This is a genomic window from Roseovarius indicus (assembly GCF_008728195.1).
Lineage (GTDB): Bacteria > Pseudomonadota > Alphaproteobacteria > Rhodobacterales > Rhodobacteraceae > Roseovarius > Roseovarius indicus.
The window spans coordinates 1-26,383 of the sequence record NZ_CP031598.1 but is presented as its reverse complement, the minus strand read 5'-3'; the positions used below and the strand labels follow the sequence as shown (position 1 = coordinate 26,383).

Here is a 26,383-nt window from a genome sequence, read left to right as displayed (position 1 = left end):
TGAAATGGGTTCAGGGCAAGGAGGCAGGTCATGAAACGATTTCTGGCCATGCTCGCCGTGGTGGTCACGGCGGCAGGTACGGCGCAGGCCGACGATCAGGTCACATCCTACAGGCTCGACAACGGGATGGAGGTGATCGTCGTGGAAGATCACCGCGCCCCCGTGGTCGTGCACATGGTGTGGTACAAGGCCGGCTCGGCCGATGAAAAGCCCGGCGTCTCGGGCGTCGCGCACTTCCTCGAACACCTGCTCTTCAAAGGCACCGAAACCCTCGACGACGGCGAGTTCTCGGCCACCGTCGCCCGCAACGGCGGCCGCGACAACGCCTTCACCAGCTACGACTACACCGCCTATTACCAGCGCGTCGCCGCCGACCGTCTCGAACTGATGATGAAGATGGAGAGCGACCGCATGGTGAATCTCCAGCTCGACGAATCCGTCATCGCGACCGAACGCGACGTGATCATCGAGGAACGCAACATGCGGGTCGAGAACAACCCCGGCGCCCTCTTCCGCGAACAGGCCAGCGCGGCGCAGTATCTCAACCACCGCTACGGCGTGCCGATCATCGGCTGGCAGCACGAGATGCTCGACCTCGATCTCGACGATGCGCTCGACTATTACGAAACCTACTACGCCCCGAACAACGCGGTCCTGATCGTCGCCGGCGACGTCCAGCCCGACGAGGTCAAGGCGCTCGCCGACCAGTATTACGGCGCGCTGCCGGCCAACCCCGACCTGCCCGAACGCGCCCGCCCGCAGGAGCCGCGCCAGATGGCCGAACGCCGGCTTATCTACGAAGACCCCCGCGTCGGCCAACCCTACGTGATGCGCAGCTACCTCGCCCCCGAGCGCGACAGCGGTGACCAGGAAGAGGCCGCCGCGCTGACCGTCCTGGCCGAGGTGCTCGGCGGCGGAACCACCTCGCTCCTGTCCGAGAAGCTGCAGTTCGAAGACCGCAAGGCCGTCTACACCTCGGCCTATTACAGCGGCAAATCCCTCGATGACACGACCTTCGACCTGATCCTCGCCCCGGCACCCGGCGTGACGCTGGAACAGCTCGAAGCGGATCTGGACGAGGTGATCGCCAACTTCCTCGAAGAAGGCATCGCCCCCGGCCGGCTCGACCGCATCAAGAGCCTCCTGAACGCCGACCAGATCTATGCCCGCGACGATGTCTACCAGGTTGCGAACCGCTATGGCCGGGCCCTGACCCAGGGTCTGACCGTCGAGGATGTTCAGGCATGGCCCGGGCTTCTCCAGAACGTGACCGAGGAAGACGTGCTGAACGCCGCCCGCAAGGTGTTCAACCGCGACAAGGCCGTCACAGGCTACATGAAGGCGTCGGAGGTGACCCAATGATCCACGTACGAGTTCTCTTCGCGCCGCTGTTGGCGCTCGCGCTGACGCTCACCGCCCTGCCCGCCCGGGCCGAGGTCGACATCAAGGAAGTCACAACCCCCGGCGGTATCGAGGCCTGGCTGGTCGAGGAACACTCCCTGCCCTTCGTGGCGCTGGAGCTGCGCTTTCGCGGCGGCACCTCGCTCGACGCCGAAGGCAAGCGCGGCGCCGTCAGCCTGATGACCGCCCTGCTTGAAGAAGGCAGCGGCGATCTCGATTCCCGCGGGTTCGCCCGCGCCGCCGAGGAGCTGGCGGCCGAATTCTCCTACAACGCCAGCGACGACGCGGTCAGCGTCTCGGCCCGCTTCCTCACCGAAACCCGCGACGAGGCGATAGACCTCCTGCGCGCCAGCATCGCCGACCCGGCCTTCAACCCGCAGGCCGTCGAACGGGTCCGGGCCCAGATCGTCTCGATCCTGCAATCCGACCTGAAAGACCCCGACGAGATCGTGCGCAACGCCTTCGGCAAGCTCGTCTTCGGCGATCACCCCTATGGCACGCCGGAAAACGGCACCATCGAAAGCGTCGGCGCCCTGACCCGCGAAGACCTCGAGGCCGCCCACAAGGCCGTTTTCGCCCGTGACAGGGTCTATGTCAGCGCCGTCGGCGACATCTCCGAGGACGAGCTCGCAACCCTGATCGACGACCTGCTCGGCGACCTGCCCGAAACCGGCGCGCCCCTGCCGGGCGAGGCCGACGTGAACCTGCCGGGCGGCGTTCAGGTTGTCGACTACGATACCCCGCAATCGGCCGTCATCTTCGGCCAGCCGGGCCTCGAACGCGACGATCCCGATTTCTTCGCCGCCTACGTCCTCAACCACATCATCGGCGGCGGCGGCTTCTCGTCCCGGCTGATGACCGAGGTGCGCCAGAAACGCGGCCTGACCTACGGCATCTACTCCTACCTGTCGCTCAAGGACAACGCCCAGACATGGATCGGCTCGGTCTCCTCGGCCAACGACCGGGTTGCCGAGGCGATCGAGGTGATCCGCGACCAGTGGGCCAGCGTCAAGGAAAACGGCGTCACCGCCGAGGAACTGGAAGACGCCAAGACCTACATCACCGGCGCCTACCCCCTCCGCTTCGACGGCAACGGCCCGATTGCCGATATCGCCGTGGGCATGCAGGTCGATGGCCTGTCCAAGGATTACATCGCCACGCGCAACGACAAGATGAACGCCGTGACGCTGGAAGACGTGAACCGGGTGGCGCGGGAACGGCTCGACCCCGATAAGCTGACCTTCGTCGTCGTCGGACAGCCCGAAGGCCTCAACTCGACCATAAACTGACCGGCGCGCGCCGTTTTCCGCCCGGAAAACGGGGTAGAAAATACGCATTTTCTACCCCGGAATTTTCCAAAATTCCGGCGACGCCCTCAAAGCGTCGCAGCCAGCCTTTCGCCCAGCGCCGGGTCCGCGTTCTCCAGCGGCGGCCGCAGGTTCAGCCACCGCGCATCCCCCGACTGGTACGCCTTCAACGCCTTCAGCGCCGGGATCAGCCCGCCATCCTGCACCGCCTTGCGATGCACGTTGACCGGCCCCAACGCCGCCGCGGCCGCCTCCCATTTCCCCGCCGCCGCCAGGTCGTACACCCCCCGGATCGCCGCCACGTTCGAATTGCAGCTGGCCGAGATACACCCGCCCCCGCCCAGCTTCACCGCGTCGACCAGGTAGCTCTCCGACCCCGGAAACACCGAGATTCCCGGCGCCGCCTCAATCACCGCCTTGGTGTTCTCCCAATTGCCGGAGCTGTCCTTGTAGGCCACCACCACCTCGGGAAAGGCCGCGTTCAACCGCGCCGCCAAGCCGGGCGATACCCCGATCCCCGCCATCTGCGGGATGTGATACAAACACACCTTCAACCGGTCCGACCCAACACTTTCGATCAACCCGCTGAAATACCGGTAAAGCCCCTCGTCCCCCGCATTGACGAAGAAAAACGGCGGCAACGTCATCACCGCCGCACAGCCCAGCTCCACCGCATGCCGGCAGAGAGTCGCCGTCTCCTCCATGTTGCACAGCCCCGTGCCCGGCATCATCTGCCCCGGCCTTGCCGTGCCGGAAGAGGCCAGCAGCTCCACCATCGCCATCCGTTCCCGCATCGACTGGCTCAGTGCCTCCGACGTGGTGCCGAAGGGCGAGATGTAATGCGCCCCGCCCGCCAGGCAGGCCCCGGCATGGGCGAGGTAAAGATCCTCGGCAATGCTGAAATCGTCGTTGTAAGGCGTCAGGATCGGCGTGATGACACCGCGAAACCGCTCGGCCATGGGTTGGTCCTCCCTCAGTACCCGCGCCCCGGGTCGACAATGTTCTTCAGCGTCTCGCCCTTCTGCCACCGCTTCAGGTTCTCGATGAACATGTCGAAGGAATTCAGGTCCCACCCCTCGTAAACGCCCGAACTGTGCGGCGACAGGATGATGTTGTCGAGATCCCAGAACGGGCTCTCCTCCGGCAGCGGCTCCTCGGCGAACACATCGAGCCCCGCACCCGCGATCCGCCGCGCCTGCAACGCCTCGAGCAGCGCGTCACTGTCGATCACGCCCCCGCGCGAGACATCCACCAGCACGGCCGACGGCTTCATCGCCGCGAAATCCTCCGCCCCGATCAAACCTCGCGTCGACGGCAACAGCGGCACCGACACCACGATCATGTCCGCTTGCCCCCACAGCTTCGGCAGATCCTCCGCCGCATGCACCTCGTCGAGGTTCTCCATCGGCTCCGGCCGCGCCCGTGTCCCGATCACATGCATCCCGAACGCCTGCGCCCGTTTCGCCACGGCCTGCCCGGTCTGGCCCAGCCCCACGATCAGCAGCGTCTTGCCCTTGAGCGAGGTCATCAACCGCGACCCGCGCCAATGCCTCTCCGCCTTGTCCCGCGCCAGCCCCTCGATATCGAGGCTGAAATGCAGCGCACAGCCAAAGGCGTATTCCGCCATCATATGCGCCGCCACCCCGGCGGAATTGGTCACTGTCGTCTGCTCGGCATCCCACCGGCCAAGGTGATCGCAGCCCGATCCGCCGACCGATACCCAACCCGGCCCCTCCGGCCCCATCAGCAGATCAGTCGGAAAGCCCTCGTTCCCGGCAAACTTGATCGAATACACCACGTCCGGCCTGAACTCCGCCAGCATCCTTTCGGTATCCTCGTACCGGGTCAGCTCGGCCACCTCGGCCTCGGGCACGGCCTGCCGCAACCGCGCCGTCATCGGCCCGGGATTGTCGTTCATGATGATGACTCTGGGGGCGTCCTTGGTCATGCGTCTCCTTCCGGGGTGATCAGCCGCGTCAGCTCGGCCAGCTTCACCGTGTTGTCCAGCATTGCATCCCGCATCGCCCAGATGGCGCGGCTGCGGGCGGGTGAAAGCACGCCCTCGCAGAAATCGTGGAACTTCGCCTCGACCTCGGCATCGGTGCGCCATGCGCCGGGGCCACCGCTGGCGGGCACATCGCCCGAAGTCAGCTTGCGGCCATCCGTCAGCGTCACCTCGATATCCGACCAGCGGCTCGCGGGAAAGCGGGCATTGTGCTTGTCCGTCGCCACGGCGGTGATCCGGGGGATGATCGCGGCAACGTCCGGGTCGTCCAACCCCTCATCCGCCACGTGCCGCGGCGCGAGCGTGCCATGCTGCAACATCACCGCCACGACGTAATGCAGCGAATACTGCGCCTGCGTCGTCGTCTCGGGCATCCCCGCATACAACCTCGCCGCCTCGTCGAAGGTCCGCACCTCGACCGCCGCAACCTGGTCGGCGGTCAGGCCGTGCTCTTCCCGCAATTTCCGCATTGCATCCACCGCCGGATGCCCCCAGCGACAGCTCGGATAGGGCTTGATGTAGTTCTCCGCCACCGTCCACTCGGCCCCAAGATCGGCCCAGTAGGCCGCAACCTCCGGCGCCTCGGCGGTGATCGCCGGCGCCCCGGTAAACCCCCGCATCGCCAGAAGCGCCGCGTTCACCCCCACCAGCGCCCCCATGCCCGACCCGTCATGCAGCATCGTCGGGTTGTCGATCTCCCGCATCATCTGGCTTCTTGGCCCATGATACTCGGCAATCCCCATCGCGTGGCGCAGCGTCTCCGCATCGGCGCCCTCCAAATGACAGCCCAGCGCCGCCACCCCCAGCCCGTTCCATGCGCCCGAGGTGTGGTAATCGCTCACCGTCCCATGCAGCGCCACCGCTGCCCGCGTCGCCACCTCGTAGGCCACCACCATCGCCCGCAACGCCTCCGGCCCGGTCAACTCGGGGTGCCGCTCGGCAAAGGCGAACAGCGCCGGCACCACGGCACAGCCGATATGGCCCTTCGTCGGGTAATACCCGTCATGCCCATCGAGGTTGTCGATCTGCGTTGCCAAGGCCCAGGCCGCGCCGGGCATGCTCACCACCCGCCCGTCAAACAACATCGGCGCCGCAAACTCCGCACGACCCGCCCCGTGAAAATCCACCGCGAACTCCCGCGCGATCCCGCCAACCTTCAGCCGCGTGGCGCCTGCCGCCACCCCCAGCGTGTCGATCAGCAATGTCGCCGCATGCCGCATCGCGTGCTCCGGCACGGCAAGCTCTCGGGTCAGCGCAAATTCCGCGATCTGCGCAAACTGCTCTGCGCCGGGGCGGGCGACGGCACTCATGGGCTTGTTCATCGAAAAATCCTTTCAGGAAATCGCCCATATCCGGGCAGGGGGTCGGAAAAGCCGGCCATGGCCTCGACCATCATCGCCCGGTTCGAGGCGACGACAGGGCGCGTACCAGCGTCTCGATCTCGGCAATCGCCCCGGCTGCGGATGGTCATGGCTGGCCTCCTTCTCCCCCGATCCTTCAGGAGCGTGCTAGGCAAATCCATGTCAATTGCGACATCCCCGGTCGCGACCGGACCACCGGCACCCATTGTACCGCCACACCCCGGCCCAAACCCGATGCCGCCGACCGTCACTCATACCCCGAAACGGCAGCGCGGGCGGCACATCATGCCGCCCGCGCCATCCTTCCTCATGTCCCGCCGTCAGGGCAGGAAGGTCAGCCCGAGGCCGATCACCACGCCGCTCGCCACCAGGACGATCAGGCAGAAGCCCATGATGTCCTTGGCCGACAGCCCCGCGATCGCCAGCGCGGGCAGCGCCCAGAACGGCTGGATCAGGTTGGTCCAGGTATCGCCCCAGGCCACCGCCATCGCCGTGCGGGCCGGGTCGACCCCAAGCGCCCTGCCGGCTTCCAGCATGATCGGCGCCTGCACGGCCCATTGCCCGCCGCCCGACGGCACGAACATGTTGACGATACCCGCCGACAGGAAGGTGAAGAACGGCAGGCTCTGGGCCGACGAGATATCGACGAACGCGTTAGACAGCGTCACCGCCAGCCCCGAGCCGACCATCATGCCCATGATCCCCGCGTAGAACGGGAACTGGATGATGATACCGCTGGCCCCGTTCACGGCCTTCTTGACCGATGCCAGGAACTGCGAGGGCCGGCCATGCAGCAGGATCCCCACGAAGATCAGCGTGAAGTTGACGATGTTCAGGTTAAGCCCGCCATCGGTGCCGAAGATGTAGTAAAGGACGTAAACCATGCCCAGCACACCCGACGCGATCGACAGCACCATGCTGTTTTCCAGCCGCGTCGAGGGGGTGTTCGCCGCCTCGGTCACCTCTTCTTCCTCCTCGACCAGCTTGGCCGGGTCGACCGTCACGGTGTCTTCCTTCGACGGCATGATCATCCAGTTGACCAGCGGCACCACGATGAACAGCCCCAGCACGATACCAAGATTCATCACCGAGAAGATCGTTTCGCTGGTGGGGATCACCCCGATCATGTCGACCGTGAAATGGTCCTCGGTCGCGATCACCAGCGGCACCGAACCCGAAAGCCCGCCATGCCACACCATGAACCCGCTATAGGCGCTCGCGATGGCCAGCCGATAGTCGAGATTGGGCAGGCAGCGCGCCAGTTCCCGCGCAAACAGAGCCCCGATAACCAGCCCGAAACCCCAGTTTACCCACGCCGCGAACAACGAGACGACCGTGACGAGAACGATGCCCTGCCCCGGCGTGTTGGCCATCCGGGCCAGCGCCTGAAGCAGCTTCTTGAAAATCGGCGTGCTCGCGACAACGAAACCCGACACCAGGATGAGCACCATCTGCATGGCAAAGCTCAGCAGGTTCCAGAACCCCTCGCCCCAGAATGCAGCCATCGCAACGGGCCCGTGCCCCTCGATCAGCATCCCGCCCCCGAACACCACAAGCGTCAGAATCAGGACCAGAACGAACGCATCCGGCAGGTAACGCTCCACCATTTGCACGGACGCGCGGGTTATACCCTGTAACATATTGAATATTCTCCCTATTTATGATTTTCGCGGGCGTATCGGCATTTGGTCCGCAAGCCCCATTTCGGTTTCCAGAAGCTGCGCGGCCGACAACAGGTCAAAGTCGCCCTTGGGCTTGCCTATCAGTTGAAGTCCCACGGGCAACCCCGAGCGGGTCGTCCCGCAAGGCACGGAAATCGCCGGACAGCCGGTCAGCGTGATGACGAAGGTCAGGAACATCCAGTCGATATACGTGGTCAGCTCCGTGTCGCCGATATGGGTCGGGAACCGCTGTTCCACCGGGTAGGGCGGCACCGCGACCGTCGGACAGGCCAGGATGTCGTATGTCTCGAAGAACGCCGCGACCTTGTGGAAAATGGCGGCACGCGCGCGCTCCGCCTGCAGCACTTCGTCGGCCGTGATGTTCTGACCCTTCTCGATGTTCCAGATGATCTCGGGCGCGACCAGGTCGCGGTCGGTTTCCAGAAGGTCGCCCCGCACGCTGGCCACGAGAATGGCACGCAGCGTCTGGAACGCCTCCAGCCCGCCCGAGAAATCCGGGCACGCCTCGTCCACCCCGGCGCCCACGGCCGAAAAGGCCATCGCGCCGGCGCGGCACGTCTCGGCCACCTCCGGGTCGACCAGCGACAGGTTCAGATCGGGCGTATAGGCCACGCGCTTCGGCGCTTTCGGCGCCTTGACCGCCTCGACAAAGGGCACGCTTGGCGCCGGATGAGACAGCGGGTCACGCCCGTGACCATGTGCGAGCGAATCGAGCATCAGCGCCGTATCCGCCACGTTCCGCGCCATCGGGCCTTCCACCCAAAGCGGGTCGAACGCGGGCAGCCCGGCGCCCCGGGGAACCCGGCCGACACTGGGGCGCAGCCCCACGATCCCGCAATAGCTCGCCGGGATGCGCAGGCTGCCGCCAAGGTCGTTGCCCGTCGCAAGCCACGCCTCGCCCACGGCCAGCGCGGCGGCCGACCCGCCCGACGATCCGCCAACCGTCATCCGCTGGTCCCACGGGTTGCGGGTGGCCCCGAAGACCGGGTTGAACGTGTTCGCGCCCGCAATCTCCGGCACGTTCGACTTGGCCATCGGAATGCCGCCGCTCTCCTCCAGCGTCTCGACGGTATAATCCGATGCCTCGACCCTGTTCTCGGCAAAGATCGGCGAGCCATAGGTCGTCAGCTGCCCGCCCACGTCGTTGTAATCCTTCACCACCACCGGCAGCCCGGCCAGCCAGCCGGGCCGGTCGGCCCCGGCATGCGCCTGCGAGGGGAACGCCTTGGCCGCGGCCCGCGCCTCCTCGAAGAACCGGATGGGCAGGGCGTTGATATCCGGCTCGACCTCCTCGATCCGGGCAATCGCGGCATCGACGAAATCCAGCGGCGTCGCCTCCCCCGACTTCAGCAGCCCCACGGCCTGCGTCGCGGTCATCTCGATGAATTCGTCAGTGGTACTCGGCTTGGCGCTCATGTTCGGTCCTCCCGTTTCAAAAGTCTTTGTCAGCGTATCCATGGTGCAGTCCTCCTACGCGTCGCTCGTGGGCCGGGCGGGCGCATAAAGATCGGCAAACCGGCCCCGCAATTCGTTCTTCTGCACCTTGCCCATCACGTTACGCGGCAGCGCGTCGACCACCATCACCGTCTTGGGCTGCTTGTACCTTGCCAGCGTGCCCGACAGCGCATCCAGCACGCACGCCTTGTCGATCACGGCCCCGTCCTTCGGCACCACGATGGCCGTGACGCCTTCGCCGAAATCCGGGTGCGGCAAGCCGACGACGGCAGATTCCGCCACCTCCGGCAGGGCATCGATCATCGTCTCGATCTCCTTCGGGTAAACGTTGTACCCACCGGTGATCACCAGATCCTTGTTTCGTCCGACAATATGCAGATAGCCGTCGGCATCCATCCGGCCGAGGTCCCCGGTGATGAAAAAACCGTCGTCGCGAAACTCGTCTGCGGTTTTCTCCGGCATCCGCCAATAGCCCTGGAACACGTTCGGGCCCCGCACCTCGATCGCGCCGGTCTCGCCCCCCGGCACCACGTCCCCGGTCTCGAGGTCGGTCACCCGCACCTCCACCTCCGGCAGCGGGAAACCCACTGCCCCGACGCGGCGCTCTCCGTCATAGGGGTTCGAGGCGATCATGCAGGTCTCGGTCATCCCATAGCGTTCCAGGATAGTGTGCCCCGTGCGCTCGGCAAACCGGGCGTGCGTCTGCTCCTGAAGCGGCGCAGAGCCCGACACGAACAGCCGCATCGCCGCCGTCGCCAACGGGTCGAGCCGGGGCGAGGCCAGAAGCCGCGTGTAAAAGGTCGGCACCCCCATCAGCACCGTCGCGTCGGCCATCTCGTCGATGATCTCGTCGGGGTCGAACCGCGTCAGGAAAATCAGCGTCGCCCCGCTCGCAAGCGCCATGTTGCACGCCACGAAAAGACCGTGCGTGTGAAAGATCGGCAGCGCGTGGATCAGCCGGTCATTCTCGGAAAACCGCCAGGTTTCGTTCAGCGCGACAGCGTTCGACGCAAGGTTCCCATGGCTCAGGATCGCACCTTTCGATCGCCCGGTCGTCCCCGAGGTATACAGGATCGCGGCCGGGTCATCGGCCGCGCGCGCCACCGCCTGCGCCTGCTCTGTCGCCCCGGCGGCACGCGCCATCAACGTCCCGTCGCCAACCGTGCCCAGGCTCTCCACCGCCATCGCCGCCGAGCCGCGCGGCAAATGCGCGTCAAGCGTCTCCGGCGTGCACACGAACAGCCGCGGCTCGGCATCCCCTAGGAAATAGTCGATCTCCGCCCCCGTATAGCCCGTGTTGAGCGGCAGAAACACGGCCCCCGCCCGAAGACAGGCCAGGTACAGCATCACCGCCTCGGGGCTCTTCTTCACCTGCGCGGCCACACGGTCCCCCGGGCCGACGCCCAGCTCGGTCAGCACGCTCGCCAGCCGCCGCACCGTGGCCCGCGTTGCGGCATAGCTCACGTTCGGCCGCTCTTTCAGTTCGAACAGCACCTTCTCTCCGTCTGCCTCGCAACGGCGGTCGAACATGTCATGGATCGTGCAAGTCATCAGTCAGGTCTCCGCTCTGCGGTCAGGGTCGGTTTGGAAAACAATCAGGCCGGCAGCGCCGTCACTGCCATCGGCAATCCTCCTGTTGCATACCCATCTTATACATTTTGCCCATTCTGTTGTATATAACAGAATAAGCTATGGATATTTATCAGCCAACCAACTATATTTCCTCTACCTTTTGGGGAGGAGGTCACCGCACATGGCACGCAAGTCCAACACGGTTCGCATTCGCGAAGCCCTGGAAAACGCGATCGTGAATGGCCGATTCGTGCCCGGCACGCGGCTTGATCCCGCGATGCTCGCGCAGGAATTCGAATGCTCGCGCACACCGATCCGCGAAGCCCTGCAACAGCTCGAGGCCTCGGGCCTTGTCCGCATCCACTCCAAACAGGGCACCTTCGTGTCCGAATGGAATGTCGAGGAACTGGCCGAGCGGTTCGAGGCGATGGCCGAGATGGAAGCGACATGCGCCCGCCTCGCCGCACGCCGCATCACCGACACCGAGCTTGCGGAACTCGAGGCTAGGCACGAGGCCTGCCGCCAACTGGCCGCGGACGAGCGCTTCGACGACTACTATGCCGAAAACTCGGCCTTCCACGCCTGCATCTACCGCGCCACCCACAACGCCTTCATCGCGCAGGAGGCCATGCGCCTCCACGCGATGCTGCAACCCTATCGCCGCATCCAGCTGCAGGTGCGCAACCGGGTGAAGCGCTCTTTCAACGAACACGAGGCCGTGGTCGCCGCCATCCGCGACGGCGACGACGCGGCCGCCGAACAGGCCATGCGCGGTCACGTCCTCATCCAGGGCGACCGCTTTCACGACCTCCTCGCCGCCCTCCGCTCCGACGCCGCTGGCCGCTGACCGCGCCGCGCGTCAGTCAAAAGAACAGGGAACCAGCCAAAGCGCCTCGGCCATTCCGGCCTCGATCAGGGCCTGCGAAAGCGCACCGGACGCAAAATAGACACTGAAAAGGCCGGGGTCATACCAAAGGTCCGCCGTCCCCTGCTGCTCAGCGGACAGGACGATATCGCCGGCTCCGACATCGAATTCGACAAAGCGCTGGCTGTCCCCGGGTTGCTCCGGCACCAGGTTCCGGCACCGGTCGATGATCACCGGGTAGGTCGGTGAAACCGGCTTCACCACCAGCGAGTAATAGGCCAGCCCCCGGTCCGCCCCTTTCGGCGCCGTCAATTCGACCGGGCGGATCAGGGCCGGCCCAAGGTCGAACCCCCGAAGCAGGTCGGCCAGGGGTTCCGAGATGGTCAAACCGCCCGCCATGAAGAACGGCGGCAAAGGGCGCCATTTCGCCCCCTCGCGGTCATCACCCGTCAGCGTCACCCGTTTCGCCGGCCCCTTGATGAGCCTGCGCTTGAGCGGCGACATCGCCTCCAGCCGTTCCTTGGGTATGTCGATCTCATAGCGGTCATGCACATCGACCCCGAAGGAAAAATCCGGGCTCCGCGGCGCCATGATGACATGCGGAACTGTCTCGTCGGAATTGGTCATTCCACGGCTCCTTCGGTTGCCGGATGCCGCCGGGCACGGCACGTCTGACGACCAGACCATAAAGCGCGGCAACAAGACAATCCACACGCGGCAGACTGCCCACCATCAGCGCCGGGGGGGCATCCATCGGCCCCCGCATCCTCCGCTACAACGTCCCCGAAAGGCGAATGTCCTCTACGGCAAAATCGATCAGCGCCCGGATCTTTCGGGGCAACGCCCGGCCTTCGAGATAGACCGCGTTGATCTCGACCGCGAGACCCTGGAAATCCTGTAGCACCGGAACAAGCGCACCGGTCTCCAGCTCGTCGTTGAGGGCGAAACGCGGGGTATAGCAAATCCCCAGCCCGTCCGCCGCCAGTTCGACAGCGGCCCGGGCGGAATTGACCTGGAAACGGCCCTTCACCTCCGCCCCGATCTCTTCCCCCTGCCGGTAGAAGGTCCAGCGGCGCGGTGTGCGACGGTTGGTGTCGAGAATGCAGTCATGCCTGGCGAGGTCCGAAGGATCGGCCGGGGCGCCATGTTGTGCAAGGTACTCCGGGCTCGCCACCGCGATCGACCGGATTTCCCCCAGCTTCCGCGCCTTGAGCGACAGCATGTCCGACCGCCCGATGCGAAACGCAAGGTCGATCCCGTCGCCGGCCAGGTCGACGAAGCCGTCGCTGAGCCGGATATCGAAGGTCAGCCCCGGGTTCCGGGCGGCAAAGCGGGCAAGCATGCGGCCCACGTAGATTTCCCCGAAGGTCACCGGGGCCGAAACCCGGATCACGCCGGTAAACCCGCGCGACCCTTCCGAGATATCGCCCAACAGATCGTCGAGCTCGTCCAGCAGGAAAGGCGCGCGCGCCAGCAGGTCCTCGCCCGCCGGGGTCAGCCCGACCTTGCGGGTGGTCCGTTGCAAAAGCCGCACGCCAAGGCGATGCTCCAGCTCGGCCACGTATTTCGAGGTCAGCCGGTTCGACACGCCAAGCTGGTCCGCCGCCGCGGTGAAAGAGCCTGTCTTGGCGGTGGCCACGAAGGCACGAAGCTGGTCGAGCGTGTCCATCAGGATCTAATTGCGAACATTTTATGGATAGTCATCCAACAGCTTCGCCATTTCGTTGATAGATGACAAGGCGTAATTTCCGGTCAGATCAACCGCCCGGGGCCGCAGATGGCGCACCGGGCCCCTGAATGGAATAGCGACATGACCAAGCTGACCTCTTCCGACTACGCCGCCACGCTGTTGCGCGTCTCGAGCGGCGCCCTCTTCCTCGCCCACGGCCTGCTGAAAGTGAACGTGTTCACCATTGCCGGCACCGTGGGGTATTTCGAAAGCCTCGGCCTGCCGGGTGTGCTGGCCTATCTCACCATCGCCGCAGAGCTGGCGGGTGGCGTGGCCCTGATCCTCGGCGTGGCCGTCCGGCTGGTGTCGCTGGGGCTGATCCCGGTGCTGCTGGGCGCGACCTGGGTGCATGCCGGCAATGGCTGGCAGTTCTCGGCAGAGGGCGGCGGCTGGGAATTCCCGCTGTTCTGGGTGGCCGTGCAGGGCGCGATCGCCCTGCTTGGGAAAGGGGCCCATGCCCTGCGCATCCCCGTGCTCGACCGCGCGCTTGGTCAATTCGCCTGATTTCCCTCCGAAGCGATCACCTCAAAGGACAAGACCCATGTTTCGCAGAGTGACCCTGACCTCCTCCTTCGCCCTCCTCGCGGCGGTGGGCCTGTCTCTCGCCGCCCCCGTCCTCGCGCAGGACATCACCGAGGCGCCCTCGACCGTCGATGCCACCTATGTGCCCGAATCCGCCACCGAGGCGCTGGCGCCCGGCGTGAAGATCGAGAAGCTCTACACCAAGAACGTCACGCAGGATTACATCCTGCAGCGGCTGACCGACCGGGTGTATTTCTTCCAGAGCCAGTTCTACGGCACCGTATTCTACGTCGGTGAAGAGGGCGTGCTGCTGTTCGACGCGCTGGAAGGGCGCAGCGATGCCATCGAGGCCGCCATCGACAAGGTGACCGACCTGCCGATCAACGCGATCCTCTACAGCCACGACCACGCCGACCACATCGCCGGCGCCCCGGCCCTGATCGGCGCCAACCCCGGCGTGCGGATCATCGCGACGCAGGCGACCGCCGACCTGATGGAGCGGCTCGGCTCCAATCTGCCCCGCCCCACCGAGGTGATCGCGCCCGAAACCGCCAGCTTCACCTTCGAGGGCCTGACCGTGCGCGTCGCCCCCTTCGAGGCCGAGACCCATGCCCATGACCACGCGGCCTATGTACTGGAAGGCACCGGCGTGGTGCATGTGCCCGACGTCATCAACCCCGACCAGCCGCCGTTCTGGTCGTTCGCCGGGGCCGAGGGCTACTTGGGCTACCGCGACCTGATCGAACAGATCGACGCGCTGGAATGGGATTACCTGTCGGGCGGTCACGGCAATGTCGGCTCCCGCGCCGACGTGGCCTTCTACCGCCAGTTCCTCGGCGACCTCGAGGCGGCCGTGGGCGAGGCCCTGGGCGCCGTGCCATGGGGCGCCGGGGTCGAAGATCCGGCCGCGGTGAACGCGCACACCCCGTTCCTGTCCAACTGGATCGCGGAGGTGGGCAAGCACGCCACCGAAACGCTGCGGCCGAAATACGGCGCCTATTACGGCTTCGACCATGCCACGCCGAAGAATGCCGAGATGGTGGCCATGTATCTTTTCTCCTACCGTTGAAACACCGCGCGCCGGGCCGCAAACCCGGCGCGCATCACGCCCTGACACGAAAGGCCAAGCCCATGCTCACGCGCCGCACTCTCGATGATCTGAAAGACGGCTTCGGCCCCTCCGATCGCATGCCGCTGGTGTTCCTCGGTCACGGCAGCCCGATGAACGCCATCGAGGACACACCCTACAGCCGCGCCTGGAGCGACCTGGGCGCCGCCCTTCCCCGGCCGAAGGCGATCCTTGTCGTCTCGGCCCACTGGATGACCCGGGGCACCACGCTGGTCGACGTCTCCGAGATGCCCCGCACCATCCACGATTTCTACGGTTTCCCCGACGCGCTCTATGCCGAAAGCTACCCGGCGCACGGCCAACCCGACCTCGCGCGTGAAGTCGTGTCGCTTCTGGCCAGCCACCACGGCGAGGGCGATGACACCTGGGGCCTCGATCACGGCGCCTGGTCGGTTCTGAAATTCCTCTATCCCGACGCCGACGTGCCGGTCTTCCAGGTCTCGATCGACATGAGCCGCGACCTCGACTACCAGCTCGAAATCGGCCGCACGCTGTCGCAACTGCGCGACCGGGGCGTCCTGATCCTCGGCTCGGGCAACGTGGTGCACAACCTGCGCGCCATGAGCTACGCCGGCAAGCCGCATGATTTTGCGTTGGCCTTCGACCAGCTCTTCACCGACCGCCTGACCGACCGCGATTTCGCCGCCCTCGGCAACCGCGCCGGGCTGGGCTCGCTTCTGCAAATGGCCCATCCCACGGTCGACCATTACCTGCCCGCCCTGACCATCGCCGGCGCGTCGGATGCGCACGACGACCTGACCTTCATGACGGACAGCATCGACCTTGCCTCGGTCTCGATGCGGTCCTTCGTGTTCCACGCAGCCTGAGGAGACCGGCAATGCTTGTCGACGGAAAATGGATCGAGAACTGGCAACCCGTGCAGAAGGCCGACGAGAAAGGCCGTTTCGTGCGGCAGGTGTCGAGCTTCCGCAACTGGGTCACGCCGGATGGCAGCGCCGGGCCCACCGGCGAAGGTGGCTTCGAGGCCGAGCCCGGGCGCTATCGCCTCTACGTCGCGCTGATCTGCCCCTGGGCGTCGCGCACGCTGATCGCGCGCAAGCTGAAAGGACTGGACAAGGTGATCCCGGTGACCGTGGTCAACCCGGTGATCTCGGCCCAGGGTTGGCAATTCGGCGGCTATGACGGGGCGCAGGACGACCCGCTTTTCGGGGCGCGCTACATGCACGAGATCTACACCCGCGCCGAGCCGCATTTCACCGGCCGGGCCACCGTGCCGGTGCTGTGGGACATGACGCGCAACGTCATGGTCAACAACGAAAGCGCCGACATCCTGCGGATGTTCGACACCGCCTTCGAGGGACTGGTGCCCTCGGACCTGCGGCTTTACCCTACGGATCTGGCCGCGGAAATCGACACCCTGAACCCCGTGATCTACGACAAGCTCAACAACGGGGTCTACAAGGCCGGCTTCGCCAGCTCGCAGGAGGCCTATGACGAAGCCGTCGCCGGTGTCTTCGACACGCTCGACATGCTGGAGGGTCGCCTGACCGGCGACTACCTGTTCGGCAATCGCCTGACCGAGACCGATATCCGGACCTTCGTGACCCTCATCCGCTTTGACGCGGCCTATCACGGTCTCTTCAAGACCAACCTCCGCCAGATCGCGGATTACCCGCGCCTTTCGGCCTTCCAGCAGCGCATCCTTGACCTTCCCGGCGTGCGCGAGACCGTGAACATGGATCACATCACCAGGGGCTACTATTCGATCAAGGCCCTGAACCCGACGGGCATCCGCCCCGTCGGCCCGGCCCATGTGGCCCGGGCGCTGGCGCGATAAGGCAGACGGTCGTGCCTGTTTGGCCGCAGGCGTTAAGCGTCACCGTCACGCAGTCCAGCAAATGGTCTTTCCTGCAAACCAGACGTCGGATGTCGTATGCCTGGGTCCGTTCGAGCCGACGAAATAAAGCGAACTCCGAAGCTCTCAGAACTCGAAGCGATCTTTCCGTCGGTCTCGGCATCTCCATTCATGCGACCCGCACAAGCCCGTGGGGGGCCGCGCATGATCATGCGCGATCCCACAAAAGCCTAGAAGTCGAGGTTCTCGACGCTCAGCGCGTTCTGCTGGATGAACTCGCGCCGCGGCTCCACCACGTCGCCCATCAGCTTGGTGAACAGGTCGTCCGCCTCGGCCACGTCGTCGATCTTGACCTGCAACAGCGTCCGCGCCTCGGGGTCCAGCGTGGTTTCCCAAAGCTGGTTCGGGTTCATCTCGCCCAGCCCCTTGTACCGCTGCAACGCCAGCCCCTTCTCGCCTTCCTTCAGGATCGCATCCAGCAGGTCCAGCGGGCCATAGATCGCCTGGAACCGGTCCTTGCGGTGCAGGGACGCCGGCCGGGTATACACCTCCCGCAGCGACTGCGTCAGCTGCGCCAGACGCTTCGCCTCACCCGACCGCAGCACCGGGCCATCCAGCGTGCGCACCTCCTCGACCCCGCGCACCATGCGGGTCAGGCGGATACCGTGATCCTGCGTCGGCCGGCCCTGCCAGCCGCGCTCGTATTCCACCGCAATGAGGTCAAGCCGCTTCGCCACCGCATCGGCCACGCCCTGCAAATCCGCATCGGCCCGCCCCGGCAGGAACGCCTCGGCAATCGCCGCCTGCTCAAGGATGTTGCGGGGGTAATGCGTCGGGAAGGCATCGAGAATCCGCTTGGTCTGCCGCGCCTCCTCGACCACGCGGACAAGATCCTGTCCGACGATCTCCTCGCCCGAACCAAGCCGCAGCACCGCGTCCTCGGTCCCCTGCTGGATCAGGTAATCCTGCATCGCCGCCTCGTCCTTGAGGTAGACCTCCGACTTGCCCCGCGACACCTTGTAGAGCGGCGGCTGCGCAATATAGAGATACCCGCCCTCGATCAGCTCCGGCATCTGCCGGTAGAAGAAGGTCAGCAACAGCGTCCGGATATGCGCGCCATCAACGTCGGCATCCGTCATGATGATGATCTTGTGATAGCGCAGCTTCGAGATGTCGAACTCGTCCCGCCCGATCCCGGTGCCGAGCGCCATCACCATGTTGCCGATCTCCTGGCTGCCCAGCATCCGGTCGAACCGCGCCCGTTCCACGTTCAGGATCTTGCCCTTCAGCGGCAGGATGGCCTGCGTGGCCCGGTCCCGCCCGGTCTGGGCCGACCCGCCGGCGCTGTCACCCTCCACCAGGAAGATCTCGGTGTTGGCCGGGTTCTTGTCCGAACAATCCTTCAGCTTGCTGCTGAGGAAGTTCATGTCCATCGGGTTCTTCCGCCGGGTCAGCTCGCGCGCCTTCCTTGCCGCCTCCCGCGCCAGAGCGGCTTCCATGATCTTGCCGACGATCTGCCGTGCCTCGTTGGGGTTCTCCTCGAACCACTCCGACAGCTTCTCGTTCATCAGCCCCTCGACCGCCGGCCGCACCTCCGAACTCACCAGCTTGTCTTTCGTCTGGCTCGAAAACTTCGGGTCCGGCACCTTCACCGACAGCACACAGGTCAGCCCCTCGCGCGCATCGTCCCCAGTGAACGTCACCTTCTCCTTCTTGGCGATCCCGCTTTCGGCGGCGTATTTCTGCATCACCCGCGTCAGCGCGCCCCGGAACCCGGCAAGGTGCGTCCCGCCATCCCGTTGCGGAATGTTGTTGGTAAAGGGCAGCACCGTCTCGTGATAGCTGTCGTTCCACCACATCGCCACTTCCACCTGGATATCGTCCCGCTCCCCGGTGATGAAGATCGGCTCGGGCAGCATCGGCGCCTTGTGCCGGTCGAGATACTTGACGAACTCCTTGACCCCGCCCTCGTAATGCAGCTCCGACTCCAGCGCCTCTTCCGGCCGCTCGTCGCGCAGCCGGATGCGCACGCCGGAATTCAGAAACGCCAGCTCGCGCAGCCGCTTCTCCAGCGTCTCGAAATTGTACTCGAGGTTCGAGAACGTGTCGGTCGACGCCAAAAACCGCACCTCGGTGCCGCGCTTGCCATCGGCATCGGCCACCACCTTCAGGTGCTCGACCGTCTCGCCGCCCTCGAAGCGCGCGACATGCTCCTTGCCGCTCCGCCAGATCCGCAGCTCCAGCCAGTCGGACAGCGCGTTCACCACCGAAACACCGACCCCGTGCAGACCGCCCGACACCTTGTACGAGTTGCTGTCGAACTTACCCCCGGCATGCAGCTGGGTCATGATGACCTCGGCCGCCGAAACGCCCTCTTCCTCGTGCATCTCCACCGGAATCCCGCGGCCGTTATCGCTAACCGAAACGCTTGAATCGCCGTGAATCGTGACCGTCACAACGTCCGCATGGCCCGCCAGCGCCTCGTCGATCCCGTTATCGACGACCTCGTACACCATGTGATGCAGACCCGAGCCATCGTCGGTATCACCGATATACATGCCAGGCCGTTTGCGCACGGCCTCCAACCCCTTGAGAACCTTGATGGAATCGGCGCCGTATTCTTCGCGCGCCGGTACTGCTTCTGCCATGCGGGCTATCCTTCTTAACTTTGCGATTTTATACGATTTTCCGGGGGGAATGTCACGCAATCGGCGGCAGTTTTCGCAGGCTGTCACACAGCGTTTTTCCGCGCGTCCCGCGCCCGGAATCCGGCATCCGGAAATGCACCCACCGCTCAGCGGCCCCTCCCGGCCCGCCGGGCCTCAGCCACCGGCCTCGTAGGCGCCGAGCAACTCCCGCAAATCCCGCCCCAACGCTTCGGTTTTCGGGTCATCTTCCAAATCGTCGACGCACTCTTTCACAAGGTAGAATTCCGTGTCGTTCCGGATCTTCCCGCGCTTGACGATCGCCTTCAACTTGCGCGTCGGCGGCGGAAAATCCGACAGCAATTCCCGGCCGGTCCGCTCGCGGTAATACGCGCGAAGACCGGTCGCATAGGCCACCGCATCCGGCGCCGTCATGGCAAACGCGGCCATGTGATCGTTCACCGCCTGCTCGTAACCACTCAGTATTTGCGGCAGAGTGGCGCCGTTCCTCAGACCGCTCGCCACAAAGGCATCCTTGTCCGGCAGAGCTGCTACCGCTTCGCGCAACGCCGCTTCCTCGGGAAAAGACACCTTCGCGAAATCCTCGGCGATCCGCAGGAACGCGTCACACCGGTCGATCTCTGCCCATAACGCCTCGGTCGTGCGCCGCGCCATCCGTCTCTCCTCGGCCTTCGTTCCCGCCCCACTATTCCCCCGCGAATGACGTGACGCAACAACGCCGTCGATGTGCACCCCGATCACGTCACCGCAATCACCACCGCCACCAAAATCAACAGCCCGCCAGAGGCCAGGTTCGTCCGCCTGAGCGCCGTCGGAGAGGTCATCAACCGCCGCACCCGATCCAGGAAAAGCGCCATCCCCATGTTGCCCACGAAGGGCACGATGGCCGATAGCACGACGATCACCGCGATATCGCCGGGCGTGACCTGCCCAAGGTCGAAGAACCCCGGCAGAACGCCCATGTAGAACAGGATCGCCTTGGGGTTCCCGAGGATCGCCGCCAGCCCCGCCATGAACCCCGCCCACATCCCCGGCCGGGTCAGGCGGCTGTCGGCCACGATGCTGCGGCTGGCATTGCGGATGAGCATCACGCCCATGCCCGCGAACGTCACCACCGCCACCAGCTTCAGCACCGTCATGAAGCCGTCGAACGCCCCAACGACCCACGACACCCCCAGCACCGCCAGAAGCGACCACAGGACGTCTCCGACAACCACACCCGCTGCCAGTGGAAGCGCGGCCCCCGCCCCGCCCGACAGCGTGCGCGCCATCACCGCCAGCCAGACCGGCCCGGGCGTGATGAACAGGATGAAGAGCGCCCCGGCATAAAGCGCCATGTCCCACAGGCCCAGCGTCATCGGCGCTCTTCCACGAGCTTCGCGATGGCCATGACCGTGCGCCAGTTCCGCGCCGTCGACGGCACGCCCAGCGCCTTTTCCAGCGTCGCGGCCAGCTTCGACCGCCCGATCCCATCGGGGGCATGCAGATAGCCGGCCTCGCCCGTCACCTCGACCCGCTCACTCGGCGTTGCAAGCGCCAGCGTCTCGTCCTCCAGCGCCTTCGGGTTGCCCTCGAAAAACCAGACATGCACCGACTTGCCATCCGCCGCCCCCTCTTCGGGGAACGGGTTGGCCGCCATGACCTTGGCCAGCCGGTCGCGGGACATCACCAGCGCCTGCGGCCGAAAGCCCTTCGCGGCCTCGATCCCGTCGGCGACGGACTCCGCCGTCACCTCGCCGCGAAACACGGCATTGCCGCTCTGGATATAGGTCGCGATGTCCTCGGCCCCCAACCCCTCCAGCAGCACCCGCAGCTCCGCCATCGGCAACGCATTGCGCCCGCCCACGTTGATGCCGCGCAGCAGCAGAACCGAGACGCTCACCTCACGCCCTCCGCCGGGTGTTGCGCGCCACACCACATCTCGCGCAGCCTCTTACCGCACGCCACATTAACCAACCCCTCTACAGACCCCCGCACCGACGCGATACCGACGTAATACCGACGTGATACCGACGTCGAAATCCCAGCAAAACAAGGCCGTTAACCCTTTTCTGCCGCCACCGCGAAGACCGACGCCGTTCACCCCGCCCCGGGAAGCGTCAGCGACCCGTCCTCCCCCAGCGGCCAGAACGGGTTCATCGCCACTTCCCAGACATGCCCGTCCGGGTCGGCATAATAGCCCGAATACCCGCCCCAGAACACTTTCTCCGGCCGTTTCAACACCTTGGCCCCCGCCGCCACGGCAGCATCAAAGGCGTCATCCACCTCCGCCTCGGTCGCAAAGTTCTGCGCCAGCGTCATCGCCCCGGTGCCCAGCTCGGCGCCACCCCTTCCCTGGTCCTCCGCCAACGCCGCTTTTCCGAACAATCCCAAGGCCATACCTTGCATCTGGTAGAAAGCGACCCCCTCCTGCTCCTCCGCCGGCACCCACCCCAAAGCCCCGTAAAACGCCTTGGATCTGTCCAGATCGGCGACACCAAGAGTGATGAGAGTCACGCGTTGAGGATTGGTCATGACGCATCTTTCCCACTGATTTTGCTGATACTTTCTGCTTCCGTCACTTCGATCAACTGTGCCCGCTCGCCCAGTTCCTCGAACAGTTCCGCCCCCGTCCCGGTCATCCACGCCTGCGCCCCCAGCGCACAGACCTCATCATAGAGCGCCGCCCTCCGGCCCGCATCCAGATGCGCCGCCACCTCGTCCAAGAGCAGGATCGGCGGCGCCCCGAACTCCCTTGCCAGGGCCCGCCCGTTGGCCAGGATCAGCGAGATCAAAAGCGCCTTCTGCTCCCCCGTCGAACAGTCCTTCGCCGGCACCCCCTTGGCGGCATAAACCCCATATAAATCAGCCCTGTGCGGCCCCACCAACGTCCGCCCGGCGGCCAGGTCGCGGAACCGGCTTTCATGCAGCGCCTCGCGAAAATCCGCTTCCGTCTCCGGCATTTCCCCCTCCGACATGGTCAGCTCCAGCTCGGCCGTCGGAAAGGCCGTCTCCGCCTCCTGCTGCGCCGCCTGAAGCTCCGCCAGCGCCTTCTGGCGGTTCCGGTGAATGGCCACCCCGGCCTCCGCCATCTGCCGCTCCAGCGCGACATACCAATGCCCGTCGCGCACCTGGTCCTTCAGCAGCCGGTTCCGCTCCCGCATCGCCTTCTCATAGGCCAGTGAAACATCGGCATGGGCGGGCTCGAAGCTCATCGTCATCCGGTCCAGAAACCGCCGCCGCCCCTCGGCCCCTTCGATCCACAGCCTGTCCATCGACGGGATCAGCCACAGCACCCGCGCAATGCGCCCCAGCGCCACCTGGCTCGCGGCCTTGCCGTCGATCTTCACCTGCCGCGACTGGCCCTCCTCCGACCAGATCTCGACCTCGTGGATCTGATGCAGGGAATGCAGGTGCCCCGTGACCTTCCACCCAAGGCTTTCCGGCCGCCGCGCCATGTCCTGCGCCGCCGCCCGCCGCAAACCGCGGCCCGGCGAAAACAGCGACACCGCCTCCAGAAGGTTGGTCTTCCCCGCCCCGTTCGGCCCGTAGATCGCCACCGGCCGCGCATCCAGCGCCAGCGCCGCCCCCTTGTGCGAGCGGTAGTGAGACAGGGTCAGGCGGGAAAGGTAAAGGTTCATGCTAACGCCCTTACCTCAAATGCAAAAAGCCAGCCACGAAAAAGCCCCGCCGAGGCGGGGCTCAATCTGCATCAGGTCGCGGCTTGGTATTGCCGGAGGGCCTGATGGCCTCAAACTAATGAGGTCTTGAAGCGGATGTTTCCAGAGCCGCATCAGTTTGAAATATGCTCACGGGTAGGCTCGTTGTCAACCCTCACAGATCGAGCGCAGCTCGTACGCAATTCTGAACCTTGTCAAAAGAATCCTGAGAAATCGTTGACGTTTGGTATCGTCGGCGCCCGTCTTCGCCACGCCCCAGATTGAAAAGGTTGACCCGCTCAAAACTCAAAGAATAGATCATGTCGCCCTTTACCCAACAAGTCTTAGCGCGCCACCTCGGCGGCAAATCCAAATCAATCTCGATCTCGCAATGATACGGCATGACAGGATCGGGCGGCGTCGTACTGAGTGGCACAACGGTGACCAAGTTCGGGCGTTGTTTGATCCTTTTTGATATCACTATGCACGGTCGAGACTTGACCATTTCCGGTTGTTTGAAAGCGCGATCAAAGTGGACCAGTACCAACGTACCTTGTTTTGGGTGATACTTCAGCGCCAATCAGGCTACCTCACACCCGCATCGGCATCACGACATAGACCGCGCTGGTGTCGTTCCCCTCGCGCATCAGCGTCGGATCGCCCGAGGAGTTGAACAGGAAGACGGCATTCTCGCGGTCGACCTGGCTGGCAATCTCCAGCAAGTACTTGGCGTTGAACCCGATCTCGAGGTGATCGTCGCCATAGGCCACGGCCAGCTCTTCCTCGGCATTGCCGCTGTCGGGTGCGTTGACCGACAGCACCAGACGGTCTTCGTCGAGCGCCAGTTTGACGGCGCGCGAGCGTTCCGAGCTGACGGTGGCAACCCGGTCGACCGCCTGCGCGAACTCGCTGGCGTCGACCTCCAGCCGGCGGGTGTTGCCGGTGGGAATGACGCGGGTGTAGTCGGGGAAGGTGCCGTCGATGACCTTCGAGGTCAGGGTGATGTCGGGCGTGGCAAAGCGCACCTTGGTCTCCGAAACCGACACGGCAATCTTGGCCTCGTCATCGTCCAGGAGCTTGCGCAGCTCGCCCACCGTCTTGCGGGGCACGATCACGCCGGGCATGTCCGCCGCGCCCTCAGGCAGGTCGGCATCGATCCGGGCAAGGCGGTGACCATCGGTGGCCACGCAGCGCAGAACCTGGCCTCCATCACCATCGGCCACATGCATGTAGACGCCGTTCAGGTAATAGCGTGTTTCCTCGGTCGAGATGGCGAATTTCGACTTGTCGAAAAGCCGCCGCAGCACCGGAGCATCGGCGGTGAAATTGCAGGTATATTCCGACGATGCCATTACCGGGAAATCCTCTCGCGGCAGGGTCGCCAGCGAGAAGTTCGAGCGTCCCGCCTCGACCGACATTCGCCCAGACGCACCATCGTCGGTCAGCGTCACCAATGCCCCGTCGGGCAGCTTCCGGATGATCTCGTGAAGGGTGACGGCCGACACCGTCGTCGCCCCGGCCCGTTCCACCTTGGCCGGTGCCTTGTCGACCACCTCGATATCGAGATCCGTGGCGCGGAACTGAACCGTATCGCCCTCGGCCTCGATCAGCACATTGGCGAGGATCGGGATCGTGTTGCGGCGTTCGACCACAGACTGGGCCTGTGACACTGCCTTGAGCAGTGTGCCGCGTTCGATGCTGAGTTTCATGCCCTCGCTCCCTGATCTGCGTGCCGGGAAGCGCACCGTAGCAAACTCCCTTTAACGCTCAAGCCTTTTCGTGCTGTTTTCGGCCCATTACCGCACAGGGTCAAGGGCGGCCCTGCCAAAGGCAGGACCGGTTGCATTTTCGGGACAGCAGGTGATTACCCTTCCAGCGTCCGGCGCAGAAGTTCGAGGTCTTCGGCGATCTGCGCATCCTGGTGGCGCAGCTCGTCGATCCGCTTCACGCCGTGCATCACGGTCGTATGATCCCGGCCCCCGAACCGGCGGCCGATTTCCGGGAGCGAGCGGCTGGTCATCTGCTTGCACAGATACATCGCTACCTGCCGCGGACGGGCAAAGGTGCGCACCCGCTTGGGGCCGATCATGTCGGACAGGCGGATGTTGTAATGCTCCGACACCTGCCGCTGGATTTCCTCGATCGAGATCTTCCGCTCGGAGGCGCGGAGAATGTCGGCAAGACAGTCCTGCGCCAGCTCGAGCGTGATCTCATGGCCCACAAGCGAGGCGAAGGCGTAAAGCCGGGTCAGCGCGCCTTCGAGCACGCGAACATTGGTGCTGATCCGGTGGGCAAGGAATTCGAGCACACCGTCTGCCATCTGCAGGCCGGGATAGTCGTTGCGAAAGCGATCGACCTTGGACTGCAGGATACCAAGGCGCAGCTCATAGTCGGTCGGATGTAGATCAACGACGAGGCCGCATTGCAGGCGCGACTTGATCCTGTCCTCGAGGTTCTCGATCTCGCCCGGGGCGCGGTCGGCCGAGATGACGATCTGCTTGTTCTGGTCCACGAGCGCATTGAACGTGTGGAAAAACTCTTCCTGCGTGCTGTCCTTGCCGGCGATGAACTGCACGTCGTCGACCATCAGCACGTCGACCGAGCGGAACATCTCCTTGAAGTCCATCATCTTGCGGTCGCGCAGCGCCTGCACGAAGCGGTACATGAACTGTTCCGCCGACAGGTAGACGACGTTGAGGTCCGGCCGTTTGCTCTGAAGCTCCCACGCGATGGCGTGCATCAGGTGCGTTTTACCAAGGCCGACGCCGCCATACAGAAACAGCGGGTTGAAGGTCACCGGGCCGCCCTCGGCCACGCGGCGTGCCGCGGCATGGGCCAGTTCGTTGGGCTTGCCGACCACGAAATTGTCGAAGGTGAACCGGTCATCGAGCGGCGCGGCAGGCACCTGGCCTTCGGCTTGGGAAACGGCGGCCTGGGCCGCGGGGCGTGCGGCCCGCGGCTTGGGGGCGGAGGGCTCTGGCCGGACGTTGCCATTGGCAGGCACGCGGAAATGCACCCGGCGAATTTCCGGCGACACGGTGTTCACCTGGAACAGGATGAGGTCACCGAAGTTGCGCGACACGTAATTGCCCGTGAAGGTGGTCGGCACGTTGAACGTCACCACGCCGTCGCTGACATCAGACAGCTCCAGCGGCTCGATCCAGTTTGCGAAATTGTGTTTCCCGACGGTACCCAGGAGTTCCTGTTTCAACTGGCCCCATTGCTCTTTAGTCAT

Annotated in this window: 25 protein-coding genes; 7 read left to right on the top strand and 18 right to left on the bottom strand. The window is 64.9% G+C overall.

Annotated features, from left to right (window positions below):
• Positions 1–30: 30 nt before the first annotated feature.
• Together RIdsm_RS00120 and RIdsm_RS00115 are read left to right on the top strand one after the other, a co-directional pair.
• The gene (locus tag RIdsm_RS00120) at positions 31–1,362 is read left to right on the top strand and encodes a M16 family metallopeptidase (RefSeq protein WP_057817531.1); all 1,332 of its coding nucleotides are present in this window, start codon (positions 31–33) and stop codon (positions 1,360–1,362) included.
• Positions 1,359–2,690, top strand: coding sequence for a M16 family metallopeptidase (locus RIdsm_RS00115; RefSeq protein WP_057817533.1), 1,332 nt, complete (start codon positions 1,359–1,361; stop codon positions 2,688–2,690). Before RIdsm_RS00120 ends, RIdsm_RS00115 begins: the two co-directional genes overlap by 4 nt.
• 86 nt (positions 2,691–2,776) lie before the next feature.
• Here the strand turns inward: RIdsm_RS00115 and RIdsm_RS00110 are convergent, their stop codons facing one another.
• From RIdsm_RS00110 to RIdsm_RS00085, 7 genes are all read right to left on the bottom strand, one after another.
• Positions 2,777–3,667, bottom strand: coding sequence for a dihydrodipicolinate synthase family protein (locus tag RIdsm_RS00110; RefSeq protein WP_057817535.1), 891 nt, complete (start codon positions 3,665–3,667; stop codon positions 2,777–2,779).
• Positions 3,668–3,681: 14 nt separating this feature from the next.
• On the bottom strand, positions 3,682–4,656 hold the full coding sequence (locus RIdsm_RS00105) for a D-2-hydroxyacid dehydrogenase (protein WP_057817537.1): 975 nt from the start codon (positions 4,654–4,656) through the stop codon (positions 3,682–3,684).
• Entirely contained in the window at positions 4,653–6,035 is a 1,383-nt protein-coding gene (locus RIdsm_RS00100) for an MmgE/PrpD family protein (protein ID WP_236553344.1), read from the bottom strand. The genes RIdsm_RS00105 and RIdsm_RS00100 overlap by 4 nt, the downstream gene beginning before the upstream one ends.
• Positions 6,032–6,184 (bottom strand): hypothetical protein, encoded by a 153-nt coding sequence (locus RIdsm_RS30315; protein ID WP_177228381.1) that lies wholly within the window; start codon positions 6,182–6,184, stop codon positions 6,032–6,034. The genes RIdsm_RS00100 and RIdsm_RS30315 overlap by 4 nt, the downstream gene beginning before the upstream one ends.
• 210 nt (positions 6,185–6,394) lie before the next feature.
• Positions 6,395–7,714, bottom strand: a complete 1,320-nt coding sequence (locus RIdsm_RS00095) for a short-chain fatty acid transporter (protein ID WP_057817539.1) — start codon at positions 7,712–7,714, stop codon at positions 6,395–6,397.
• Between the two features lie 18 nt (positions 7,715–7,732).
• Positions 7,733–9,172 carry an amidase gene (locus RIdsm_RS00090; protein ID WP_236553346.1) on the bottom strand — a complete coding sequence of 480 codons (1,440 nt, stop codon included), beginning with the start codon at positions 9,170–9,172 and terminating at the stop codon, positions 7,733–7,735.
• Between the two features lie 54 nt (positions 9,173–9,226).
• Positions 9,227–10,762 carry a malonate--CoA ligase gene (locus tag RIdsm_RS00085; protein WP_057817542.1) on the bottom strand — a complete coding sequence of 512 codons (1,536 nt, stop codon included), beginning with the start codon at positions 10,760–10,762 and terminating at the stop codon, positions 9,227–9,229.
• Positions 10,763–10,964: 202 nt separating this feature from the next.
• Between RIdsm_RS00085 and RIdsm_RS00080 the strand changes: the two genes are divergently transcribed.
• Positions 10,965–11,630, top strand: coding sequence for a GntR family transcriptional regulator (locus RIdsm_RS00080; RefSeq protein WP_057817544.1), 666 nt, complete (start codon positions 10,965–10,967; stop codon positions 11,628–11,630).
• A gap of 12 nt (positions 11,631–11,642) precedes the next feature.
• Here the strand turns inward: RIdsm_RS00080 and RIdsm_RS00075 are convergent, their stop codons facing one another.
• The gene (locus RIdsm_RS00075; RefSeq protein WP_057817547.1) at positions 11,643–12,275 is read right to left on the bottom strand and encodes a hypothetical protein; all 633 of its coding nucleotides are present in this window, start codon (positions 12,273–12,275) and stop codon (positions 11,643–11,645) included.
• Positions 12,276–12,420: 145 nt separating this feature from the next.
• Positions 12,421–13,317: a LysR family transcriptional regulator gene (locus RIdsm_RS00070; RefSeq protein ID WP_057817549.1), complete on the bottom strand. Its 897-nt coding sequence runs from the start codon at positions 13,315–13,317 to the stop codon at positions 12,421–12,423.
• 141 nt (positions 13,318–13,458) lie between these two features.
• Here RIdsm_RS00070 and RIdsm_RS00065 point away from each other — a divergent pair, with 141 nt between their 5' ends.
• The 4 genes from RIdsm_RS00065 to RIdsm_RS00050 all read left to right on the top strand — a co-directional run bounded on the left by RIdsm_RS00065 (position 13,459) and on the right by RIdsm_RS00050 (position 16,826).
• Positions 13,459–13,881: a DoxX family protein gene (locus tag RIdsm_RS00065; RefSeq protein ID WP_057817551.1), complete on the top strand. Its 423-nt coding sequence runs from the start codon at positions 13,459–13,461 to the stop codon at positions 13,879–13,881.
• A gap of 37 nt (positions 13,882–13,918) precedes the next feature.
• Positions 13,919–14,968 (top strand): MBL fold metallo-hydrolase, encoded by a 1,050-nt coding sequence (locus RIdsm_RS00060; protein ID WP_057817553.1) that lies wholly within the window; start codon positions 13,919–13,921, stop codon positions 14,966–14,968.
• 62 nt (positions 14,969–15,030) lie between these two features.
• Positions 15,031–15,855 carry a 4,5-DOPA-extradiol-dioxygenase gene (ygiD, locus tag RIdsm_RS00055; RefSeq protein WP_057817555.1) on the top strand — a complete coding sequence of 275 codons (825 nt, stop codon included), beginning with the start codon at positions 15,031–15,033 and terminating at the stop codon, positions 15,853–15,855.
• Positions 15,856–15,866: 11 nt separating this feature from the next.
• A complete protein-coding gene (locus RIdsm_RS00050) occupies positions 15,867–16,826 on the top strand; it encodes a glutathione S-transferase family protein (RefSeq protein WP_057817557.1) in 960 nt (319 codons plus the stop codon).
• A gap of 248 nt (positions 16,827–17,074) precedes the next feature.
• On the opposite strand, the gene gyrB is transcribed toward RIdsm_RS00050, so the two are convergent.
• The 9 genes from gyrB to dnaA all read right to left on the bottom strand — a co-directional run bounded on the left by gyrB (position 17,075) and on the right by dnaA (position 26,383).
• Entirely contained in the window at positions 17,075–19,492 is a 2,418-nt protein-coding gene (gene gyrB, locus RIdsm_RS00045) for a DNA topoisomerase (ATP-hydrolyzing) subunit B (protein WP_057817559.1), read from the bottom strand.
• A 174-nt stretch (positions 19,493–19,666) separates the two neighbouring features.
• Positions 19,667–20,164: a hypothetical protein gene (locus RIdsm_RS00040; protein ID WP_057817561.1), complete on the bottom strand. Its 498-nt coding sequence runs from the start codon at positions 20,162–20,164 to the stop codon at positions 19,667–19,669.
• 83 nt (positions 20,165–20,247) lie between these two features.
• On the bottom strand, positions 20,248–20,868 hold the full coding sequence (locus RIdsm_RS00035; protein ID WP_057817563.1) for a LysE family translocator: 621 nt from the start codon (positions 20,866–20,868) through the stop codon (positions 20,248–20,250).
• The gene (locus tag RIdsm_RS00030; protein ID WP_057817565.1) at positions 20,865–21,392 is read right to left on the bottom strand and encodes a DUF1697 domain-containing protein; all 528 of its coding nucleotides are present in this window, start codon (positions 21,390–21,392) and stop codon (positions 20,865–20,867) included. The genes RIdsm_RS00035 and RIdsm_RS00030 overlap by 4 nt, the downstream gene beginning before the upstream one ends.
• Before the next feature lie 197 nt (positions 21,393–21,589).
• On the bottom strand, positions 21,590–22,024 hold the full coding sequence (locus RIdsm_RS00025) for a VOC family protein (protein ID WP_057817566.1): 435 nt from the start codon (positions 22,022–22,024) through the stop codon (positions 21,590–21,592).
• The gene (recF, locus tag RIdsm_RS00020) at positions 22,021–23,130 is read right to left on the bottom strand and encodes a DNA replication/repair protein RecF (RefSeq protein WP_057817569.1); all 1,110 of its coding nucleotides are present in this window, start codon (positions 23,128–23,130) and stop codon (positions 22,021–22,023) included. The genes RIdsm_RS00025 and recF overlap by 4 nt, the downstream gene beginning before the upstream one ends.
• A 193-nt stretch (positions 23,131–23,323) precedes the next feature.
• Positions 23,324–23,728, bottom strand: a complete 405-nt coding sequence (locus RIdsm_RS00015) for a type II toxin-antitoxin system PemK/MazF family toxin (protein ID WP_074939899.1) — start codon at positions 23,726–23,728, stop codon at positions 23,324–23,326.
• Positions 23,729–23,738: 10 nt separating this feature from the next.
• The gene (gene dnaN / locus RIdsm_RS00010) at positions 23,739–24,857 is read right to left on the bottom strand and encodes a DNA polymerase III subunit beta (RefSeq protein WP_057817571.1); all 1,119 of its coding nucleotides are present in this window, start codon (positions 24,855–24,857) and stop codon (positions 23,739–23,741) included.
• A gap of 155 nt (positions 24,858–25,012) precedes the next feature.
• The gene (dnaA, locus tag RIdsm_RS00005) at positions 25,013–26,383 is read right to left on the bottom strand and encodes a chromosomal replication initiator protein DnaA (protein ID WP_057817573.1); all 1,371 of its coding nucleotides are present in this window, start codon (positions 26,381–26,383) and stop codon (positions 25,013–25,015) included.

Bases quoted from the DNA above. Each gene is read 5' to 3' on its own strand.
- RIdsm_RS00120 (WP_057817531.1), top strand. From the start codon at position 31: ATGAAACGATTTCTGGCCATGCTCGCCGTGGTGGTCACGGCGGCAGGT.
- RIdsm_RS00115 (WP_057817533.1), top strand. From the start codon at position 1,359: ATGATCCACGTACGAGTTCTCTTCGCGCCGCTGTTGGCGCTCGCGCTG.
- RIdsm_RS00110 (WP_057817535.1), bottom strand. From the start codon at position 3,667: ATGGCCGAGCGGTTTCGCGGTGTCATCACGCCGATCCTGACGCCTTAC.
- RIdsm_RS00105 (WP_057817537.1), bottom strand. From the start codon at position 4,656: ATGACCAAGGACGCCCCCAGAGTCATCATCATGAACGACAATCCCGGG.
- RIdsm_RS00100 (WP_236553344.1), bottom strand. From the start codon at position 6,035: ATGAACAAGCCCATGAGTGCCGTCGCCCGCCCCGGCGCAGAGCAGTTT.
- RIdsm_RS30315 (WP_177228381.1), bottom strand. From the start codon at position 6,184: ATGACCATCCGCAGCCGGGGCGATTGCCGAGATCGAGACGCTGGTACG.
- RIdsm_RS00095 (WP_057817539.1), bottom strand. From the start codon at position 7,714: ATGTTACAGGGTATAACCCGCGCGTCCGTGCAAATGGTGGAGCGTTAC.
- RIdsm_RS00090 (WP_236553346.1), bottom strand. From the start codon at position 9,172: ATGAGCGCCAAGCCGAGTACCACTGACGAATTCATCGAGATGACCGCG.
- RIdsm_RS00085 (WP_057817542.1), bottom strand. From the start codon at position 10,762: ATGACTTGCACGATCCATGACATGTTCGACCGCCGTTGCGAGGCAGAC.
- RIdsm_RS00080 (WP_057817544.1), top strand. From the start codon at position 10,965: ATGGCACGCAAGTCCAACACGGTTCGCATTCGCGAAGCCCTGGAAAAC.
- RIdsm_RS00075 (WP_057817547.1), bottom strand. From the start codon at position 12,275: ATGACCAATTCCGACGAGACAGTTCCGCATGTCATCATGGCGCCGCGG.
- RIdsm_RS00070 (WP_057817549.1), bottom strand. From the start codon at position 13,317: ATGGACACGCTCGACCAGCTTCGTGCCTTCGTGGCCACCGCCAAGACA.
- RIdsm_RS00065 (WP_057817551.1), top strand. From the start codon at position 13,459: ATGACCAAGCTGACCTCTTCCGACTACGCCGCCACGCTGTTGCGCGTC.
- RIdsm_RS00060 (WP_057817553.1), top strand. From the start codon at position 13,919: ATGTTTCGCAGAGTGACCCTGACCTCCTCCTTCGCCCTCCTCGCGGCG.
- ygiD (WP_057817555.1), top strand. From the start codon at position 15,031: ATGCTCACGCGCCGCACTCTCGATGATCTGAAAGACGGCTTCGGCCCC.
- RIdsm_RS00050 (WP_057817557.1), top strand. From the start codon at position 15,867: ATGCTTGTCGACGGAAAATGGATCGAGAACTGGCAACCCGTGCAGAAG.
- gyrB (WP_057817559.1), bottom strand. From the start codon at position 19,492: ATGGCAGAAGCAGTACCGGCGCGCGAAGAATACGGCGCCGATTCCATC.
- RIdsm_RS00040 (WP_057817561.1), bottom strand. From the start codon at position 20,164: ATGGCGCGGCGCACGACCGAGGCGTTATGGGCAGAGATCGACCGGTGT.
- RIdsm_RS00035 (WP_057817563.1), bottom strand. From the start codon at position 20,868: ATGACGCTGGGCCTGTGGGACATGGCGCTTTATGCCGGGGCGCTCTTC.
- RIdsm_RS00025 (WP_057817566.1), bottom strand. From the start codon at position 22,024: ATGACCAATCCTCAACGCGTGACTCTCATCACTCTTGGTGTCGCCGAT.
- recF (WP_057817569.1), bottom strand. From the start codon at position 23,130: ATGAACCTTTACCTTTCCCGCCTGACCCTGTCTCACTACCGCTCGCAC.
- dnaN (WP_057817571.1), bottom strand. From the start codon at position 24,857: ATGAAACTCAGCATCGAACGCGGCACACTGCTCAAGGCAGTGTCACAG.
- dnaA (WP_057817573.1), bottom strand. From the start codon at position 26,383: ATGACTAAAGAGCAATGGGGCCAGTTGAAACAGGAACTCCTGGGTACC.